This window comes from Streptomyces caelestis (assembly GCF_014205255.1).
GTDB classification, from domain to species: Bacteria; Actinomycetota; Actinomycetes; order Streptomycetales; family Streptomycetaceae; genus Streptomyces; species Streptomyces caelestis.
Genome location: NZ_JACHNE010000001.1, coordinates 6,667,762 through 6,684,523, shown reverse-complemented (window position 1 = coordinate 6,684,523; position 16,762 = coordinate 6,667,762). Strand labels below are relative to the sequence as shown.

Here is a 16,762-nt window from a genome sequence, read left to right as displayed (position 1 = left end):
CGGGGTGGGCCCGCAACCCGGCGGAACGGGTGCGCCCTTAAGGTCTCTTCTGGATAATCCGCCTCGGATCGATTTGCTCTACGCTGGCCGGCATGACCGCCATGACGCCCGCGCGCACCGAACCGGACCTGTCGTTCCTCCTCGACCACACCAGTCACGTCCTGCGGAGCAAGATGTCCGCCGCCCTCGCCGAGATCGGCCTGACCGCTCGAATGCACTGCGTGCTCGTCCACGCCCTGGAGGAGGAGCGCACTCAGATCCAGCTCGCCGAGATCGGCGACATGGACAAGACCACGATGGTGGTGACGGTGGACGCCCTGGAGGAGGCGGGTCTGGCCGAGCGCCGCCCTTCCAGTACGGACCGGCGGGCCCGGATCATCGCCGTCACCGACGAGGGCGCCCGCGTCGCCGAGCAGAGTCAGAAGATCGTCGACCGCGTGCATCGCGACGCCCTGACCACGCTTCCCGACGGGGACAGGGAGGCCCTCCTGCGGGCCCTGAGGTGCCTCGTCGGCGGCGCTCTGGCGAACCCTGTCGAGGCCCCGCGCACCGCCCGCCGGGCGCGCCAGTCCAGGTAGGCGGGGAGGCGGGGAGGCGAGGCAAAGTAAGACCGAAAGAAATAGTCTGCAACAAAACCATCTGCTACGGTCTCTCCTGTTGCCCCAACTGACAGGAGAGACCACATGTTTGCCGCATCCGGCTCCGCGCCGTCGCCCGCTTCTCCCGCCGCCCCGCGCTCACGACGGCTCGCCCTCGGAGTCATCGCCACCGGGATGCTGATGATCATCCTCGACGGGTCCATCGTGACCGTGGCGATGCCGGCCATCCAGAACGACTTGGGGTTCACCCCCGCCGGCCTCAGCTGGGTCGTCAACGCCTACCTCATCGCGTTCGGCAGCCTGCTCCTGCTGGCCGGCCGGCTCGGCGACCTGATCGGTCGCAGGCGCATGTTCCTGGCCGGCACCGCCGTCTTCACCGCCGCCTCGCTGCTGGCCGGCGTGGCCACCTCGCCCGCCGTACTGATCGCCGCCCGCTTCCTCCAGGGCATCGGCAGCGCGATGGCCTCCGCCGTCAGCCTGGGCATCCTCGTGACGCTGTTCACCGAGCCCAGGGAGCGCGCCAGGGCCATCGCCGCCTTCAGCTTCACCGGCGCGGCGGGCGCGTCCATCGGCCAGGTCCTCGGCGGTGTACTCACCGACGCGCTCAACTGGCACTGGATCTTCTTCATCAACCTGCCGATCGGCATCGGCGTCCTCGCGATCGCCGTCCGCGTCCTGCCCGGTGACGTCGGTTCGGGCCTCAAGGCGGGCGCGGACGTAGTCGGCGCGGTTCTGGTCACCACCGGTCTGATGCTCGGCATCTACACCGTCGTCAAGGTCGAGGAGTACGGCTGGACCTCTGGCCGCACCCTCGGCTTCGGCGCCCTCGCCGCCGTACTGCTCGCCGCGTTCCTCGTCCGGCAGGCCACCACGAAGAACCCCCTGATGCCGCTGCGGATCTTCCGCTCGCGCAGCGTCCTGGCCGCCAACCTGGTCCAGATCCTGATGGTCGCCGCGCTCTTCTCCTTCCAGATCCTCGTCGCCCTGTACCTGCAGAAGGTGCTCGGATACGGCGCCGCCGAGACCGGCCTCGCGATGCTCCCGGCAGCCGCCGTCATCGGTGCCGTCTCGCTGGGAGTCTCCGCCCGTCTCAACGCCCGCTTCGGTGAGCGCAACGTCCTGCTGGCGGGCATCTCGCTCCTCGTCGGCGCCCTCGCTCTCCTCACCCGCGTCCCCGTGCAGGCCAGTTATGCCGTCGACCTCCTTCCGGTCATGCTGCTCGCCGCGGGCTTCGGCCTCGCGCTGCCGGCGCTGACCACACTCGGTATGTCCGGCGCGAACGAGGAGGACGCCGGTCTCGCGTCCGGCCTGTTCAACACCACCCAGCAGATCGGCATGGCCCTGGGCGTCGCGGTCCTGTCCACTCTGGCCGCCTCCCGCACCGAGAGCCTCGCGGCTGACGGCCGGACGGCGGCCGAGGCGCTGACCGGCGGCTACCGGCTCGCCTTCGCGGTGGGCACGGGGATCCTCGTCGTCGCTTTCGCCGTCGCCTTCACGATGCTGCGCCGCCCCGAGCGCCAGGCCGCCGAGGAGCCGGCCGCCGACACGCAGACTCCCGCCCACGCCGGAGCCGTCTGACCCATCCTTTCCCCTCTCCCGCCCCGACCGCTGAAAGGCTGATCCCCATGAGCGAGAACACCGCCACCGAAACCACCACCGGCACCACCGAGAACGACGGCCCCGCCCCCCGGGTGCTCACCGAACAGGAGCTCTCCCAGCTGCTGCGGCAGCAGCAGTTCGGCGTACTCGCGAGCGTCAGGAGCACCGGCCACCCGCACCTGTCGACCGTCCTCTACGACTGGAACGCCGAGGAGCGCCTACTGCGCATCTCCTCCACCGCCGACCGCCTCAAGGTCCGTCAACTGCGCCGCAACCCGCACACCTCACTGCACGTCAGCGGTCCGGACGTCTGGTCGTTCGCCGTGGCGGAGGGCGAGGCGGAGATCGTGGACCCGGCCGACGGGGCGGCCCCCGGCGAGCAGCCGCTGCCCGACCGGCGCGTGGTGATCCTGATCCGGGTATCCCGCCTGTACGGGACCGCCCTGGACATCCCCTCCCAGGACTGAGAAATCAGTGCGTACGCCGGATCGCGGAAGAATCGTGCGGGTCCAGCAGTTCAGCAGGTCTTGGACGGCGTCGAAAATCTGGTAGAGGGTGAGTCCGCCGTATCGGCTTGTGGGGCCAGGCTCAGTTCGGTGAAGAACGCGTGCGCCGGCGGTTGGCCCGCGACCACGGCCGAACCGCCGGAGCTAGGGCTGTGTTTGCTCGCTCCTTGCGAGGCGGCTGTGTGTACGGCCGTAGAGGAAGTACACGAAGAACCCGGCGGCCATCCAGATGCCGAACCGCACCCACGTCTCGGCGGGCAGGTTGATCATCAGCCACAGCGAGGCGCACACCGACAGGATCGGGATGACCGGCACCCAGGGGGTACGGAAGGCCCGGTGCAGGTCGGGGCGGGTCCTGCGGAGGACGAGCACACCGATGGCGACGACCACGAAGGCGAACAGCGTGCCGATGTTCACCAGCGCGGCGAGCTCGGTCAGCGGCGTGAAGCCGGCCAGGACCGCGATGACGACGCCGAGCAGGATGGTCGGCCGGTGCGGGGTCCTGAACCGCGGGTGGACGCGGGAGAAGAACCGCGGCAGCAGCCCGTCACGGCTCATCGCGAAGAACACCCGGGTCTGCCCGAGCAGCAGGATCATGCACACCGTCGTCAGACCGACCGCGGCGCCGAAGCTGATGAAACCCGCGTACCAGGGATGCCCGGTGGCCTTGAACGCGTCCGCGAGCGGCGCGTCGACGGACAGCCGGCTGTAGTGCTGCATGCCGGTCACGACGATCGACACAGCGACGTACAGGGCCGTGCAGATGAGGAGCGAGCCGAGGATGCCGCGCGGCATGTCGCGCTGCGGGTTCCGGGTCTCCTCCGCCGCCGTGGCCACGACGTCGAAGCCGATGAACGCGAAGAACACGACGGAGGCGGCGGTGAAGATGCCCATCACGCCGAAGTTGGAGGGCGCCCAGCCGAACATGAGCTGGATCAGCGGGGAGTCGAGACTTGCCCCGGCCTCCACGGGCTGCTCTTTCGGGATGAACGGGTCGTAGTTCTCGCCCTTGATGAGGAACGCGCCCGCGATGATCACGACGAGGACGACCGTCACCTTGATGGCGACGACGAGCGACGTGATCCGCGCGGACAGCTTCATGCCGAGTACGAGGATGCCGGTGAGGACGAGGACGAGCGCGGCGGCGAGGATGTCGAAGCCGAAGACGTCGGAGCCCTCTCTGCTGCCCAGGGCCGCGGGCATCGCCCAGCCCGCGTTGTCCATGAGTGACTGGATGTAGCCCGACCAGCCGACGGCCACCACCGCCGTACCGAGCGCGAACTCCAGGACCAGGTCCCAGCCGATGATCCAGGCGGGCAGCTCACCGAGGGAGGCGTACGAGAACGTGTAGGCGGATCCGGCGACCGGGACCGTCGACGCGAACTCGGCGTAACACAGCGCGGCCAGCGCGCACGCGACGCCGGCCGCGACGAACGCCAGAGCCGTCGCGGGCCCGGCGTTGTTCTTCGCGACTGTTCCGGTGAGGACGAAGATGCCGGTGCCGATGATCACGCCGACGCCGAAGACGGTCAGATCCAGCGCGGACAAGGACTTCTTGAGCGCGTGCTCTGGCTCCTCGGTGTCGAGGATGGACTGCTCGACCTTCTTCGTCCGGAAGAGGGTACTGCTCACGGGGTACCTCCCACGCTTGTCGTCCTCGACATGATCGAGAGGGGGCACCGTCCGTATGCCCCGGCGCGGTCGGATTCACGCCAATGGGCCGGTTCCACCACCCTTCACGGTGGTGGAACCGGCCCATTCAGCGGTGTCAGTCGCGCGCGGGTTCCACGGAGTCGACGGCGTCGGCCGCGGAGCGCTCGGTGGGGGTCCCCCCGCTCGAGCGCAGCCGAGAGTGGGGGAGGCCGTCCAGCTTGGCGACCAGCCCGGTCACCTGGCGGGCGATGTCCGGCGCGGTGAGGCCGATCTCGGCCATGACCTCGGCGCGCGAGGCGTGGTCGAGGAAGCGCGGCGGGATGCCGAAGTCGCGCAGCGGCACGTCGACGCCCGCGTCGCGCAGCGCCTGGGCGATGGCGGAACCCACACCGCCGACCCGGCTGTTGTCCTCCACGGTGACGACCACGCGGTGCTGCTCGGCGAGCGGCGCCATGGCCTCGTCGACGGGTTTGACCCAGCGCGGGTCGACGACGGTGGCGGAGATGCCCTGCTTGTCGAGCAGGCCGGCGATCTCCAGGCACATCGGCGCGAGGGCACCGACGGAGACCAGCAGCACGTCGGGCCGGTCGGTACCGGGCTCGCGCAGCACGTCCATGCCGCCGACCCGGCCCACGGCGGGAACGGCGGGACCGACGGCGCCCTTGGAGAAGCGGACCACGGTCGGCGCGTCGTCGACCGCGACGGCCTCGCGCAGCTGTGCGCGGACCTGGTCGGCGTCACGCGGCGCGGCCAGCCGCAGCCCCGGCACGACCTGCAGGATCGACATGTCCCACATGCCGTTGTGGGACGCCCCGTCGGTGCCGGTGACACCGGCCCGGTCCAGCACGAAGGTCACTCCGCACTTGTGCAGGGCCACGTCCATCAGCACCTGGTCGAAGGCGCGGTTGAGGAAGGTGGCGTACACCGCGAACACCGGGTGCACGCCGCCCGTCGCCAGGCCCGCCGCGGACACGGCGCCGTGCTGCTCGGCGATGCCGACGTCGTAGACCCGTTCGGGGAAGCGCTTGGCGAACTTGTCCAGGCCCACCGGCTGGAGCATGGCGGCGGTGATGGCGACGATGTCCTCGCGCTCCTCACCCAGCTTGACCATCTCCTCGCCGAACACGGACGTCCAGTCGGCGCCGGAGGAGGCGATGGGCAGGCCCGTGTCGGGGTGGATCTTGCCGACGGCGTGGAAGCGGTCGGCCTCGTCCTGGAGGGCGGGCTGGTAGCCGCGGCCCTTCTCGGTGAGGCAGTGCACGATGACCGGCCCGCCGAACCGCTTGGCCCGGGCGAGCGCGGACTCCAGGGCCTCCAGGTCGTGTCCGTCGATGGGGCCGACGTACTTCAGGCCGAGGTCCTCGAACATGCCCTGCGGGGCGATGAAGTCCTTCAGGCCCTTCTTGGCGCCGTGCAGGGTGCCGTAGAGCGGCCGCCCGACGACGGGGGTGCGCTCCAGCACCTCCTTCGTGCGGGCGAGGAACCGCTCGTAGCCGTCCGTCGTCCGCAGGGTCGCCAGGTGGTTGGCGAGGCCGCCGATGGTCGGGGCGTAGGAGCGCTCGTTGTCGTTGACGACGATGACGAGCGGACGGTCCTTGGCGTCGGCGATGTTGTTCAGCGCCTCCCAGGCCATGCCGCCGGTCAGCGCGCCGTCACCGATCACGGCGACGACGTGACTGTCGCGCTCGAGCAGCTCGTTGGCCTTGGCGATGCCGTCGGCCCAGCCGAGGACGGTCGAGGCGTGCGAGTTCTCGATGACGTCGTGCTCGGACTCGGCCTGCGAGGGGTAGCCGGACAGGCCGCCCTTCATCTTCAGCCGGGAGAAGTCCTGGCGGCCGGTGAGCAGTTTGTGCACGTAGGACTGGTGACCGGTGTCCCAGAGCACCTTGTCCTTGGGCGAGTCGAAGACCCGGTGCAGGGCGATGGTGAGTTCCACCACGCCGAGATTGGGGCCGAGGTGACCGCCGGTCTTGGAGACCGCTTCGACAAGGAAGGTCCGGATCTCCTCCGCCAGCTGGTTCAACTCCTCCAGGCTGAGCCGGTCCAGATCGCGCGGTCCCCTGATACGGGTCAGCAGCGGCACCCGTGCCTCCTTGCAGTAGAGCTGTTGCCGGGCTTGTCGAGTCTAATGTTCCGCCTTCGCGGGCGGCGCCGAGGCTGTGCGTCGTACGTCACGCGTTCGGCTGTACCCAAGTTGTGCCGCACCTACGACATGACTGTGCCCGGCACCCTTCCGGTGCCGGGCACGGTCATGTCCTTCAGCGCTACGCGCGACCCGCGGTCTTCTGCGTCTTACGCGTCACCGCGTCGATCACGACCGTGGCCAACAGCACACCACCGGTGATCATGTACTGGACCGGAGAAGCGATGCCCTCCAGCGCCAGCCCGTACTGGATCGACACGATCACCAGCACGCCCAGCAGCGCGTTCCACGTGCGCCCACGACCGCCGAACAGCGACGTGCCGCCGATCACCGCGGCCGCGATCGCGTTCATCAGCAGGTCGCCGCCACCGGCGCCCTGGTTGGCCGCCGCGATCTTCGAGGCGATGAACAGACCACCCACCGCGGCGAAGGTCCCGGAGATCGCGAACACCGAGATCCGGACCATCTCCACGTTGATGCCGGCCCGGCGCGACGCCTCGACGCTGCCGCCGAGCGCGAACACCTTCCGTCCGTACGCCGTGCGACGCAGCACGAAGTCCGTGACCAGCAGCACCACGATGAAGATCACCACGGCCAGCGGCAGGCCCTTGTACTGGTTGAAGACGATGGCGACGGTGAACGCGACGATCGCCAGCAGCACCGTCCGCACGATGGTCTCGCTCAGCGGCCGCGACGGCACCCCCGCGGCCTCCCGGCGCCGGTTGCCGAGGAAGGAGCTGAGGAAGAACCCGGCGGTCACCACGGCGGCCAGGCCGTAGGCGGCGGCCACGTCGGAGAAGTAGTAGCTGGTCAGCTGGGCCACGACCCCGTCCGGGTCGAGGTTGATCGTGCCGTTGTCGCCCAGGATCTGGAGCATGAAGCCGTTCCAGAACAGCAGTCCGGCCAGGGTGACGGCGAACGCGGGGACACCGATCTTCGCGAAGAAGAAGCCGTGCAGCGCGCCGGCGACCGTGCCGGTGACGATGGCCAGCAGGAAGGCGAGCCACTCGTTCATGCCGTTGGTGACGTTCAGCACGGCGAAGCTCGCACCCGCGACACCGCTGACCGAGCCGACCGACAGGTCGATCTCGCCCAGCAGCAGCACGAACACGATGCCGACGGCGATCATGCCCGTGCCGACCATGGCGACGGACATGTCGGACAGGTTGCCCGCGGTGAGGAAGTTGGAGTTCAGGCTCGTGAAGATGAGCCAGATGATCGCCAGGCCGATGACGACCGGGATGGAGCCCAGGTCGCCGGACTTCATCTTCCGCTTGAACTCGGTGACGTAGCCCGCGAGGCCCTGCTCGCGCACCAGCAGCCGGGGGTCGACGACCGTGACGGCGGCCTTGGCCGCCTCGGGGTTCTCCACGACGTGGTCTTCGGGAGCCGCGGAGGTCTTGTCGATGCTCACTTGGAAACCTCCCCGTTCGTGCGCGCCGCACGGCGGGTCACGGCGTTGTCGGTGGCGCCGGTGATGGCGGAGATGATCTCTTCCTGCGAGGTCGACTTGACCTCGAAGATGCCGTTGTTACGCCCGAGGCGCAGCACGGCGACCTTGTCCGCCACGGCCTTCACATCGGCCATGTTGTGGCTGATGAGGATCACGGCGTGGCCGCGCTCGCGCAGCCGCTCGACCAGGTCGAGAACCTGCGCGGTCTGCTCGACGCCGAGGGCGGCGGTGGGCTCGTCGAGGATGACCAGCTTGGGCTCCCCGAGCATGGACCGGGCGATGGCCACGGTCTGGCGCTGGCCGCCGGAGAGCGAGGCGATCGGGATGCGGACGCTGGGGATGCGGATCGACAGCGTGTCGAGCAGCTCGCGGGAGCGGCGCTCCATCTCCACCTCGTCCAGGACACCGCGCTTGCGGATCTCCCGGCCCAGGTAGAGGTTGCCGACGACGTCGATGTTGTCGCACAGCGCGAGGTCCTGGTAGACGGTCGCGATGCCCAGGTTCTGGGCGTCGTGCGGTTTGTTGATCTGGACGGACCTGCCGTCCCATTCGATGACGCCCTCATCGATGGGGTGCACGCCGGCGATCGTCTTGACCAGCGTGGACTTTCCGGCTCCGTTGTCGCCGACCAGGGCGACCACTTCACCGGCGTGGACCTCAAGCTCTACGTCGGTGAGCGCCTGTACGGCACCGAACCGCTTGGAGACCCCGCGCAACGCCAGCACGGGCGTAGCGGACACGTGAACCATCTCCTTCGCCGCCTGACCCGGCGGGAGGTTGTGCAGAAGTGTGGGAGGAGTGATCACTCCGGCGCCCCGCGGAGCTTGCGGGGCTGGTGTGGCGGGACGCCGGAGGAACTCTGGGCAGCCGGTCCCGTACGGGCTTCACGGGAGTCCGGACCCGGACTCCCGTTTCCCCCAGGGGACCTGACGGCTGCTTATCGGAGACCGATCGCCTACTCGAGGCCGATCTTGTCGCAGGCGGCCTTGTACTTGCCGGAGCAGATCTCGCTCACGGTGTAGATGCCGTCCTTGATGACGGTGTCCTTGATGTTGTCCTTGGTCAGCGAGACGACCGGGACCAGGACGGAGGGGATGGCCTTGGTGGTCGGGCTGTCGACCTTGTCCTTGGCGATCGAGTCGAGCGACTTGCCCTGGGCGAGAGCGACGGCCATCTCGGCCGCGACGTTCGCCTCCTGCGGGTAGGGCTTGTAGACGCTCATGTACTGCTCACCGGTGATGATGCGCTGCACGCCCGCGAGTTCGGCGTCCTGGCCGGTGACGGGGATGTCGGCGATGCCGGCCGCCTTCAGGGCCGTGATGATGCCGCCCGCCATGCCGTCGTTGGCGGAGTAGACGCCGACGATCTTGTCCTTGCCGAGGGCGGAGATGGCGCCCTCCATGTTGGAGTTGGCGTTCTCCGGCTTCCACTCCTTGGTGTCGTACTCGCGGCCGATCTTCACCTTGCCGTCGAGCACGGAGTGCGCGCCCTTCTTGAACTGGGCGGCGTTCGGGTCGGTGGAGGACCCGTTCATCATGACGATCTGGCCGTCCTTGGCCTTGTCGCCCAGGGCCTTCAGCAGGGCCTCGCCCTGGGTCTTGCCGACGGTCTCGTTGTCGAACGAGGTGTAGGCGTCGATCGGGCCCTCGGCCAGGCGGTCGTAGGCGACGACGGGGATGTTCGCGTCCTTGGCCTTCTTCACCGAGCCGGCAATGGCCTTGGAGTCCACGGCGTCCACGATCAGCACGTCGACCTTGTTGGTCACCATCGTGTCGACCTGCTGGTTCTGGGTGCTGGCGTCCTGCTTGGCGTTGGCGTAGACGACCTCGCCCTTGCCGTTGGTGAGTTCCTTGACCTTCTTCTCGATGAGCACCCGGTCGAACTTCTCGTAGCGCGCGGTCGCGTTCTCCGGAAGGAGCAGGCCGACCTTGATGTCGTCGCCCTTCTTCGCGGACCCGGTGGAGTCGGCGTTGCCGCCGGACTCCTTGGCGCTGCCACAGGCAGCAAGCGAAACAGCCATCGCACCGGCGGCAATCGCAACGGCGGCGCGACGCATACGCGTGTTCACTTCAGAAACCTCCCTGACGAGGCCGCGACATTGCGGCCGAGGTGGCTGGAAGTCAACTCGGCCACACGTGCGACGTCAAGAAGTAAATCCTTAACGAGATGGCAACGGTGCCATCCGTTCTCTAAGTGAAGGCAGGGGTTGCCGCCTGGAGCGCCCCAACGGCAGTGCCGTCCAAAAGTGTTGAATCGCCCATCTCGCTGAGGGCCAGCGCGAGCGCTCCGAGCACCTCCGCACGGCCGCCGAGCGCCCCGGGGAGAACGGAAAGCTGGCGTGCCGCGCTGGGGATGGCGTAGCGGCCGACGGACTCCCGGATCGGTCCGAGTACCAGTTCACCGGCCTCGGCGAGATCACCGCCGAGGACCACACGGCTCGGGTTCAGCAGGTTGCAGAGATTGGCGACTCCACTGCCGATGTGGCGGCCGACGTCGGCGATCACCCGACGGCAGCCCGGGTCTCCGTCCCGCGCGAGCCGTACGACGCCTTCCATCGTCAGGTCGGTGCCGTGGCTGGACTGGAGGAGCGGGAGCACGTAGCGCGCGGCCGCGAAGGTCTCCAGGCAGCCGCGGTTTCCGCAGCGGCACACGGGGCCGGATTCGTCGAGTGTAATATGTCCGATTTCTCCGGCGGTACCGCCCGGACCGCGGTAGATCTTGCCGTTGATCACCAAGCCCGCACCGACGCCGCTGGCGACCTTGATGTACGCCAGGTCGCGCACGCCGCGGCCGCTGCCCCAGACCATTTCGCCGAGGGCTCCGAGGTTGGCGTCGTTGTCCACGTGCACGGGGACGCCGAGGCGGCCGCGGAGCTCCTCGGCGGGCTTGGTGCCGGTCCAGCCGGGGAGGATCGAGGTCGAGCCGAGGGTGCCGGACTCCACGTCGATCGGGCCGGGCACGCCGAGGCCGACGCCGGCGATCTTGGTACGGTCGACCCCGGTGGCCTCGATCAGGCGGGTGACCAGCTGTTCCGCCCGGTCGAAGCCCTGGTTCGACGAGGCGTCGACGTCGAGGGGCTCGGACTCCTCGGCGAGGACCTGGTGGGCGAGGTTGCCGATGGCGACGCGGAGGTGGGTGTGGCCGAAGTCGACCCCTATGACGATGCCGGCGTCACCGCTGAGTGACACGCTGCGGGCCCTGCGGCCGCCCGCCGAGGTCGGTGTGACCTCGACCGTGCCACCGTCCTTCAACTCCCGGACGATGTTGGACACCGTCGCCGCGGACAGGCCCGTCGTCCGGGCGATCTCGGCCTGGGTGAGGGAGCCCGCCAGGCGCACGGCTCGTACGACCCGCTCCAGGTTGGCTCGGTGCAGCGATGACTGCGACCCCGGAGTCTCCACGACGACCTCCTGCGCGCGGGGCCGCTTCGATGAGACCCCGTCCATGTCCAACTAGTGAACTCTAAGCTGAGCCGTTCGGGTTGCCTCCCGTCAAGAGGTTGAACCGATTCGAGGTGTGTGCATGTGGTTGCGGAGCGCTACGTGTGCCTCCGGCGGTTGGGCGGGGGGTGCCTGCGGCGGCCTGTGCGGTTCGGTGGGGGCGCGCGCCGCTTGCGCCTACGCGGTGGCTGTGGGTCGGGGCCGCGCCGGGGGGTGTCCGTCCTCGGAACGGCGCGATGGGGTCGGACACCGACTGACTGGCGTTGACGCGCCAACCGCTGCGGGCGGACACCCCCCGACACGTCCCCTTCCGTGCGTGCGCGGGTGCCGGTGCGGGCGGCCCCCCGACACGCCCCCTTCCGTGCGTGCGCGGGTGCCGGTGCGGGCGGCCCCCCGACACGCCCCCTTCCGTGCGTGCGCGGGTGCCGGTGCGGGCGGCCCCCCGACACGCCCCCTTCTGTTTCCGTGCGTGCGCGGGTGCGGGCGCGTCGTGGCCGCCCCAGCGCCGTCGCCGCCCTGGCGGCGGGCCGGTGGTCCGCCCAGCCGGGGGCCGATGGTCCGCCCCGCTGCGGGCCGATGGTCCGCCCCGCTGCGGGCAATCGTGCCGCTAAGGGCGGCACGGGTGGGCGCAGCGGCACCTCGTCGCGCCGAGCCGCGCACCCATCCGGCCTCGGCGCCAGTGTCCGCTCCTGGTGACGCCGGGCCGCGAAACCCTCCGGCTCAGCTGTCGCAGGCCGTCGCTACTTCAGGGCGCCCGCCGTCAGGCCCTGCACCACCTGTCGCTGGAAGATGATGTACGCCGCCAGGACCGGGAGCATGGCCATCACCAGGCCCGCGAAGAGGCCCGACCAGTCGCCTTTGTAGCCCTGGCTGACCGCCAACTGGACGAGGCCCTGGGTGAGGACGCGCTTGTCGGGGTCGGTGTTGAGGACCGTGGGGAGCATGTACTGGTTCCACTGGCCCAGGAAGTTGAAGATGCCGACGCTGATCAGGCCCGGCTTGGCCATGGGCAGCATGATCTGGAAGAACGTACGGCTGTGCGAGGCACCGTCGACGAAGGCCGCCTCCGCCACCGACGTCGGCAGGGTGCGGAAGAACGCCGTCAGGAAGAACACCGTGAAGGGGAGCGAGTAGGCGATGTAGACGAGGATCAGGCCGTGGATGGTGTTCAGCAGGCCCATGTTGTTCACGACGTAGAACAGCGGTACCAGCGCCAGCATGATCGGGAAGCTCATGCCGCCGATGAACAGGTAGTAGATGAAACGGTTGCCCGGGAAGTCGAAGCGGGCCAGGACGTAGGCCGCCATCGAGCCGAGGACGAGGGTGCCGACGAGCGAACCGCCCACCACCAGGACGGTGTTGAGGAAGTAGTCGCTCATGTTGGCCTCGGTCCACGCCCGCGACCAGTTGTCGAAGTGCAGGGTGTCCGGCAGCGACCAGGGAGAGGAGAAGATCGAGCGGTCGTCCTTGAAGGACGTCATGACCGCCCAGAGCAGGGGCATCACCACCATGAACGCCCAGAGGACGAGGATGCCGTGGGAGAAGGCGTTGAGGACCGTGCCCTCCTTCTTCTCCCTCAAAGGCGGGCCCGGCGGGATGTCGGCCTTGGTGACGGGCGCGCCGGACTCGGCCGGCACGGGCGCGGGGGTCTGTGTCGTCTTCATCAGTACTCCAGCCGCTCGCGACGGCCCAGCCGCATCACCACGGCGGCGAAGGCCAGCGTGACGACGAGCAGGGCGACACCGATGGTGGTGGCGTAGGCGGCCTGCCCGTCACGGAACGCCTTCTGGTACACGTACAGGACCATGACGGTGGTCGAGTAGTCGGGACCGCCCGGCCCGGTCGTCATGATCTGCACGACCGCGAACGACTCGGCGCCCAGGGCGAGAATGCCCATGTAGACCCAGCCCGACTGCACGGTGTCCCAGAGCAGGGGCAGGGTGATGCGGAAGAACGTCGTGGCCCGGCCCGCCCCGTCCAGCAGCGCGGCCTCGTACATCTCCGCCGGGATGGAGGCCATGCCGGCGGAGAAGAGGACCACGAAGAAGCCGACCGTGGACCAGACGAGCACCGCCATCACGGCCCACAGCGCGAGGTCGGGGTCGCCCAGCCACAGCGGCTGGACGCCGTCCAGCCCGACCCCGCGCAGGATCGAGTTGATCGCGCCGCTGTCCGGGTTGTACGCGAACGCGAACAGCAGCGCGACGATGGCGATCGAGAGGACCTGCGGGAAGAAGTAGACGATTTTGTAGAAGGAGGAACCGCGGACACCGGAGACGACCGGGCCGTTCCTCCTCTTTCTTCCGCCCACATTGATCATGAATGCGAAGAACAGCGCCAGGCTGATCGTCACGACCGGCAGCAGGAGCGCGAACAGCAGGCTGTGCTGCAACGACTTCCAGAAGATCTCGTCGTCGAGTATCCGGCTGTAGTTGTCGAAACCGACCATTTTGAATTCGGGGCTCAGGCCGGTCCAGTCCGTGAACGAGTAGTAGATGGACTGGATGAACGGCCAGACCACGAAGAGCGCGTACAGTCCCAGGGGCAGCGCGAGGAAGCCCACGATGAACCGGTACTTGCCGTGCTGCATCGCCACTCCGGTGCCGTTGCGGAAATTGGGTTTCCGGTGCCGTTACTGATGTTTGTAGTGCTTGATCGAGTCGTCCTTGGCGGCCTCGTCGGCGTAGCCCTGGATCCTCTTGACGGCCTCGGCCGGAGTGAGACGGCCGGCCATCATCTCGCCCAGGCCGGACACGCCGATCTTCTCCTTCTGCAACTGCACGTACCAGTCCTGGATACGGGGATTCACCACGTTCTCCCCGGCCTTGTCCAGCGCCGCGACGCCGGACTTCAGACCCGGGGTGAGGGCGATGCCGTCGGTGCCGCCGTTGTACGCGGTCAGCGACTTCACCTTGCCGGTGAAGTTCTTCGACGACGCCTCGCTGAGCATGATGCGCAACTGCTCCATGCCGCCCTCGGCGTTCTTCGCCTTGGCCGGGACGATGAAGGGCTCGCCACCGGAGGCCCAGATGGTGCCGAACGGCATCTTGTCGGAGGAGTCGAGGCCGGTGGGCGCCGAGACGGCCAGGTCGAAGTCCTTCGGGATGACGTTCGCCGACTCGTTCTCCACCCAGGAGCCGTTCGGGATGAACAGCGCCTTGCCCTGGGCCCAGGCGGTCTGCGACTGGATGTGGTCCAGGCCCGGGGTGCCCTTGAGGATGTAGCCCTTCTTGTAGAGCTCGTAGTACGCGTCGAAGCAGGCCTTGACGGCCGGGTGCTTCCAGGCGTTCGGCTCCAGGTTGTCGATGGCGTCCAGAACCTCGCGGCCGCCGACCTTGCCGATCATCGGGTAGAGCGAGAAGGGGAGGTAGTACGGGTATTTGCCCGCGTACGTCCAGCCCGCCATGCCCTTCTTCTTGGCCTTCTCGCAGACCGCGAGCATCTGGTCCCACGTCTCGGGGTACTGCTCGTCGAGCGAGTCGAGGGCCTTCTGCGAGTACCAGACGCCGTAGACCGTGTAGGCGTAGTAGAGGATCCAGACCTTCTCGCCGTCGAACTGGCCCATCTCGACGATGCCGGGGCGCAGCGTGTCGCGGACCTTCTTGTCCGGGGCGTCGTAGGAGGGCGCGTCCAGCAGCGGGGTGAGGTCGGTGAGCTGGTTCTTGCCGACCAGGACGCCCATGTCCATCTGCTCGGCGCCGGAGTTGTCGATGAGGTCCGGCGGGGTGCCCTGGTTGAAACGGGGCTGCAGGGTGGACTGGATCTTCTGGGTGGCGGAGAACTTCACCTTCGCCTTGGAGAAGTTCTTCTCGTAGATCTTCACGGCGTCCTCGGCGTACTCCTTGCCGAAACCGCCGTCGAACAGGACGAATTCCATGCCCGCGGTGTCGTTGACGCCGAGCGGGTTCTTCGCGGTCTTCTTGCCGGCCTTGGCCTTGTCACCGTTGTCGCCGCCGCCGCTGCTGGCGCAGGCGGACAGGAAGCTCATCGTGGGAACGGAGATCAGCCCGAGCGCGGCGGATCTTTTGATCAGATCACGGCGGCCGACACCCTCGGTGCCGTGGTTCTCGGCGGAAGTGGATCCCATGCTCAAGTCCTCGCCTTCTCCAGGACTCAGGCGGTGAACGGGATTCTTCCCGGCACCGCGATCGGGTCAAGCTGGGTCGTGCAGGAAAGTGCGGGTGATGACGTGCGGCTCGTGTGAATCGTCCGACAGGTATAGTCCACTTCCCGTCAGCGGATCAACATCGAACACAGGGTTGGCCGTGGGTCTTATCCGAGTTGAGACCTCGCGGAAACTCGAGCGCTCGGTCTGTTCCCCGGCGGAAAAATCCCGGTCGCCGCCTCCGAATGCCACAACCAACGCCCTTGACACTCCCCCGGCACTTAGGCAACTGCTGGTCCTTGACCGCCGATTTTGACAACGTTGTCCACTGCGCAGGGAGGGTACCCGCAGACGCAGCGGAAAGCTCGGCACAGAGGGGGTTCGGCGGTCGTGTCGGCGGCCGCCCTCGCTCTGGCCCTGGGGCCCCGGGGGTTGCGGTCGCACTGCCCGAAGCCCCCGAGGAGGCCGAGCGGAGGTTCGCGTCCTCTTTCGAGTCGGACGACCCGGTTCCGGACTGGCTGAACACCGTCGACACGGGCCCCGGCGCCTCGGGTCCGTGTTTACGGCCCGTCTCGACCAGAGCGGCCTTGGTGGCGCCGGTGGTCGCGGTCTCCTTCACGCCCCAGTCGGCACCGAGCACCCGGCGGGTGTGAGGCAGCGGCTGTACCTCGGCGGGTACGACGAAGGACCAGTACCTTTCCTCGGAGAATCAGGTGAAGGCGCCCAGGAACGGCGCGAAGAACGTGTACGTGCAGGGGCTGGAGGTCAACCGGCCGGACGTGGACGAAGGCCTCACTCCCCCACTCGCTGCTCGCCAAGGGCGGTGCGCTGGATTCGACATGGGCCCGCGGCCGTCGTCCTGGGGCACGGGCAGGCACGCCGCGCCGGTGTCGATCACGCAGGACGACGAGGTGCCGGCGCCCCGCGCGGACGTACTCCACGGTGAGGGCGCCCCGTTCCACGACACGTCGGCGACGGACGCGGCAGTGACGTCCGTGGAACTGCCGGTCGCCGACCGCGCCAGGGCGGTCCCGTACACGCTGACGTCGTCGTCGGACCGGGCGATGGCGCCGAGCGGCTGGACACTCCAGCGCTCGTCCGGCGGGACGGCCTGGCAGACGCTGGACCGGCGCTCCGGGGAGTCCTTCGCGTGGGACGGACAGACACGCGCGTTCATCGTGAGGCCACCGGGTACGTACGAGAAGTACCGCCTGGTCCTCGACGGCGAGGGCACGCCGGCGGAGGTCGAACTGCTCGCCTGAGC

Annotated in this window: 12 protein-coding genes and 1 pseudogene; 4 read left to right on the top strand and 9 right to left on the bottom strand. The window is 68.5% G+C overall.

Going from position 1 to position 16,762, the window contains the following annotated elements:
- The first annotated feature begins 92 nt into the window (after positions 1-92).
- The 3 genes from HDA41_RS30540 to HDA41_RS30530 all read left to right on the top strand — a co-directional run bounded on the left by HDA41_RS30540 (position 93) and on the right by HDA41_RS30530 (position 2,665).
- Positions 93-578, top strand: a complete 486-nt coding sequence (locus HDA41_RS30540) for a MarR family winged helix-turn-helix transcriptional regulator (protein ID WP_184989631.1) — start codon at positions 93-95, stop codon at positions 576-578.
- Positions 579-683: 105 nt separating this feature from the next.
- Positions 684-2,177, top strand: a complete 1,494-nt coding sequence (locus tag HDA41_RS30535; protein WP_184989629.1) for an MFS transporter — start codon at positions 684-686, stop codon at positions 2,175-2,177.
- A gap of 47 nt (positions 2,178-2,224) precedes the next feature.
- Positions 2,225-2,665 carry a pyridoxamine 5'-phosphate oxidase family protein gene (locus tag HDA41_RS30530; RefSeq protein WP_184989628.1) on the top strand — a complete coding sequence of 147 codons (441 nt, stop codon included), beginning with the start codon at positions 2,225-2,227 and terminating at the stop codon, positions 2,663-2,665.
- Between the two features lie 183 nt (positions 2,666-2,848).
- Here the strand turns inward: HDA41_RS30530 and HDA41_RS30525 are convergent, their stop codons facing one another.
- The 9 genes from HDA41_RS30525 to ngcE form a co-directional block, all read right to left on the bottom strand.
- The gene (locus tag HDA41_RS30525; RefSeq protein ID WP_184989626.1) at positions 2,849-4,336 is read right to left on the bottom strand and encodes an amino acid permease; all 1,488 of its coding nucleotides are present in this window, start codon (positions 4,334-4,336) and stop codon (positions 2,849-2,851) included.
- 136 nt (positions 4,337-4,472) lie between these two features.
- Positions 4,473-6,440, bottom strand: a complete 1,968-nt coding sequence (gene dxs, locus HDA41_RS30520) for a 1-deoxy-D-xylulose-5-phosphate synthase (RefSeq protein ID WP_184989624.1) — start codon at positions 6,438-6,440, stop codon at positions 4,473-4,475.
- A gap of 181 nt (positions 6,441-6,621) precedes the next feature.
- Entirely contained in the window at positions 6,622-7,914 is a 1,293-nt protein-coding gene (locus HDA41_RS30515) for a sugar ABC transporter permease (RefSeq protein ID WP_184989623.1), read from the bottom strand.
- Entirely contained in the window at positions 7,911-8,702 is a 792-nt protein-coding gene (locus HDA41_RS30510) for an ATP-binding cassette domain-containing protein (protein ID WP_059420691.1), read from the bottom strand. The genes HDA41_RS30515 and HDA41_RS30510 overlap by 4 nt, the downstream gene beginning before the upstream one ends.
- 206 nt (positions 8,703-8,908) lie before the next feature.
- Positions 8,909-10,009, bottom strand: coding sequence for an ABC transporter substrate-binding protein (locus HDA41_RS30505; RefSeq protein WP_184993861.1), 1,101 nt, complete (start codon positions 10,007-10,009; stop codon positions 8,909-8,911).
- A 133-nt stretch (positions 10,010-10,142) separates the two neighbouring features.
- Positions 10,143-11,354 carry an ROK family transcriptional regulator gene (rok7B7, locus tag HDA41_RS30500; protein ID WP_184993859.1) on the bottom strand — a complete coding sequence of 404 codons (1,212 nt, stop codon included), beginning with the start codon at positions 11,352-11,354 and terminating at the stop codon, positions 10,143-10,145.
- Between the two features lie 779 nt (positions 11,355-12,133).
- Positions 12,134-13,057: a carbohydrate ABC transporter permease gene (locus HDA41_RS30495; RefSeq protein WP_184989621.1), complete on the bottom strand. Its 924-nt coding sequence runs from the start codon at positions 13,055-13,057 to the stop codon at positions 12,134-12,136.
- Positions 13,057-13,983 (bottom strand): carbohydrate ABC transporter permease, encoded by a 927-nt coding sequence (locus tag HDA41_RS30490; RefSeq protein WP_184989619.1) that lies wholly within the window; start codon positions 13,981-13,983, stop codon positions 13,057-13,059. Before HDA41_RS30490 ends, HDA41_RS30495 begins: the two co-directional genes overlap by 1 nt.
- Positions 13,984-14,025: 42 nt before the next feature.
- Positions 14,026-15,480, bottom strand: a complete 1,455-nt coding sequence (ngcE, locus tag HDA41_RS30485; RefSeq protein ID WP_184989617.1) for an N-acetylglucosamine/diacetylchitobiose ABC transporter substrate-binding protein — start codon at positions 15,478-15,480, stop codon at positions 14,026-14,028.
- Between the two features lie 731 nt (positions 15,481-16,211).
- Between ngcE and HDA41_RS30480 the strand changes: the two are divergent.
- Positions 16,212-16,760: pseudogene (locus tag HDA41_RS30480) on the top strand (glycoside hydrolase domain-containing protein); the annotation flags it as partial.
- Positions 16,761-16,762 lie beyond the last annotated feature (2 nt).

What these genes read in the sequence shown, in the direction of transcription:
- HDA41_RS30540 (WP_184989631.1), top strand. Translation starts at nt 93, where the DNA reads ATGACCGCCATGACGCCCGCGCGCACCGAACCGGACCTGTCGTTCCTC.
- HDA41_RS30535 (WP_184989629.1), top strand. Translation starts at nt 684, where the DNA reads ATGTTTGCCGCATCCGGCTCCGCGCCGTCGCCCGCTTCTCCCGCCGCC.
- HDA41_RS30530 (WP_184989628.1), top strand. Translation starts at nt 2,225, where the DNA reads ATGAGCGAGAACACCGCCACCGAAACCACCACCGGCACCACCGAGAAC.
- HDA41_RS30510 (WP_059420691.1), bottom strand. Translation starts at nt 8,702, where the DNA reads ATGGTTCACGTGTCCGCTACGCCCGTGCTGGCGTTGCGCGGGGTCTCC.
- HDA41_RS30505 (WP_184993861.1), bottom strand. Translation starts at nt 10,009, where the DNA reads ATGCGTCGCGCCGCCGTTGCGATTGCCGCCGGTGCGATGGCTGTTTCG.
- HDA41_RS30495 (WP_184989621.1), bottom strand. Translation starts at nt 13,057, where the DNA reads ATGAAGACGACACAGACCCCCGCGCCCGTGCCGGCCGAGTCCGGCGCG.
- HDA41_RS30490 (WP_184989619.1), bottom strand. Translation starts at nt 13,983, where the DNA reads ATGCAGCACGGCAAGTACCGGTTCATCGTGGGCTTCCTCGCGCTGCCC.
- ngcE (WP_184989617.1), bottom strand. Translation starts at nt 15,480, where the DNA reads ATGGGATCCACTTCCGCCGAGAACCACGGCACCGAGGGTGTCGGCCGC.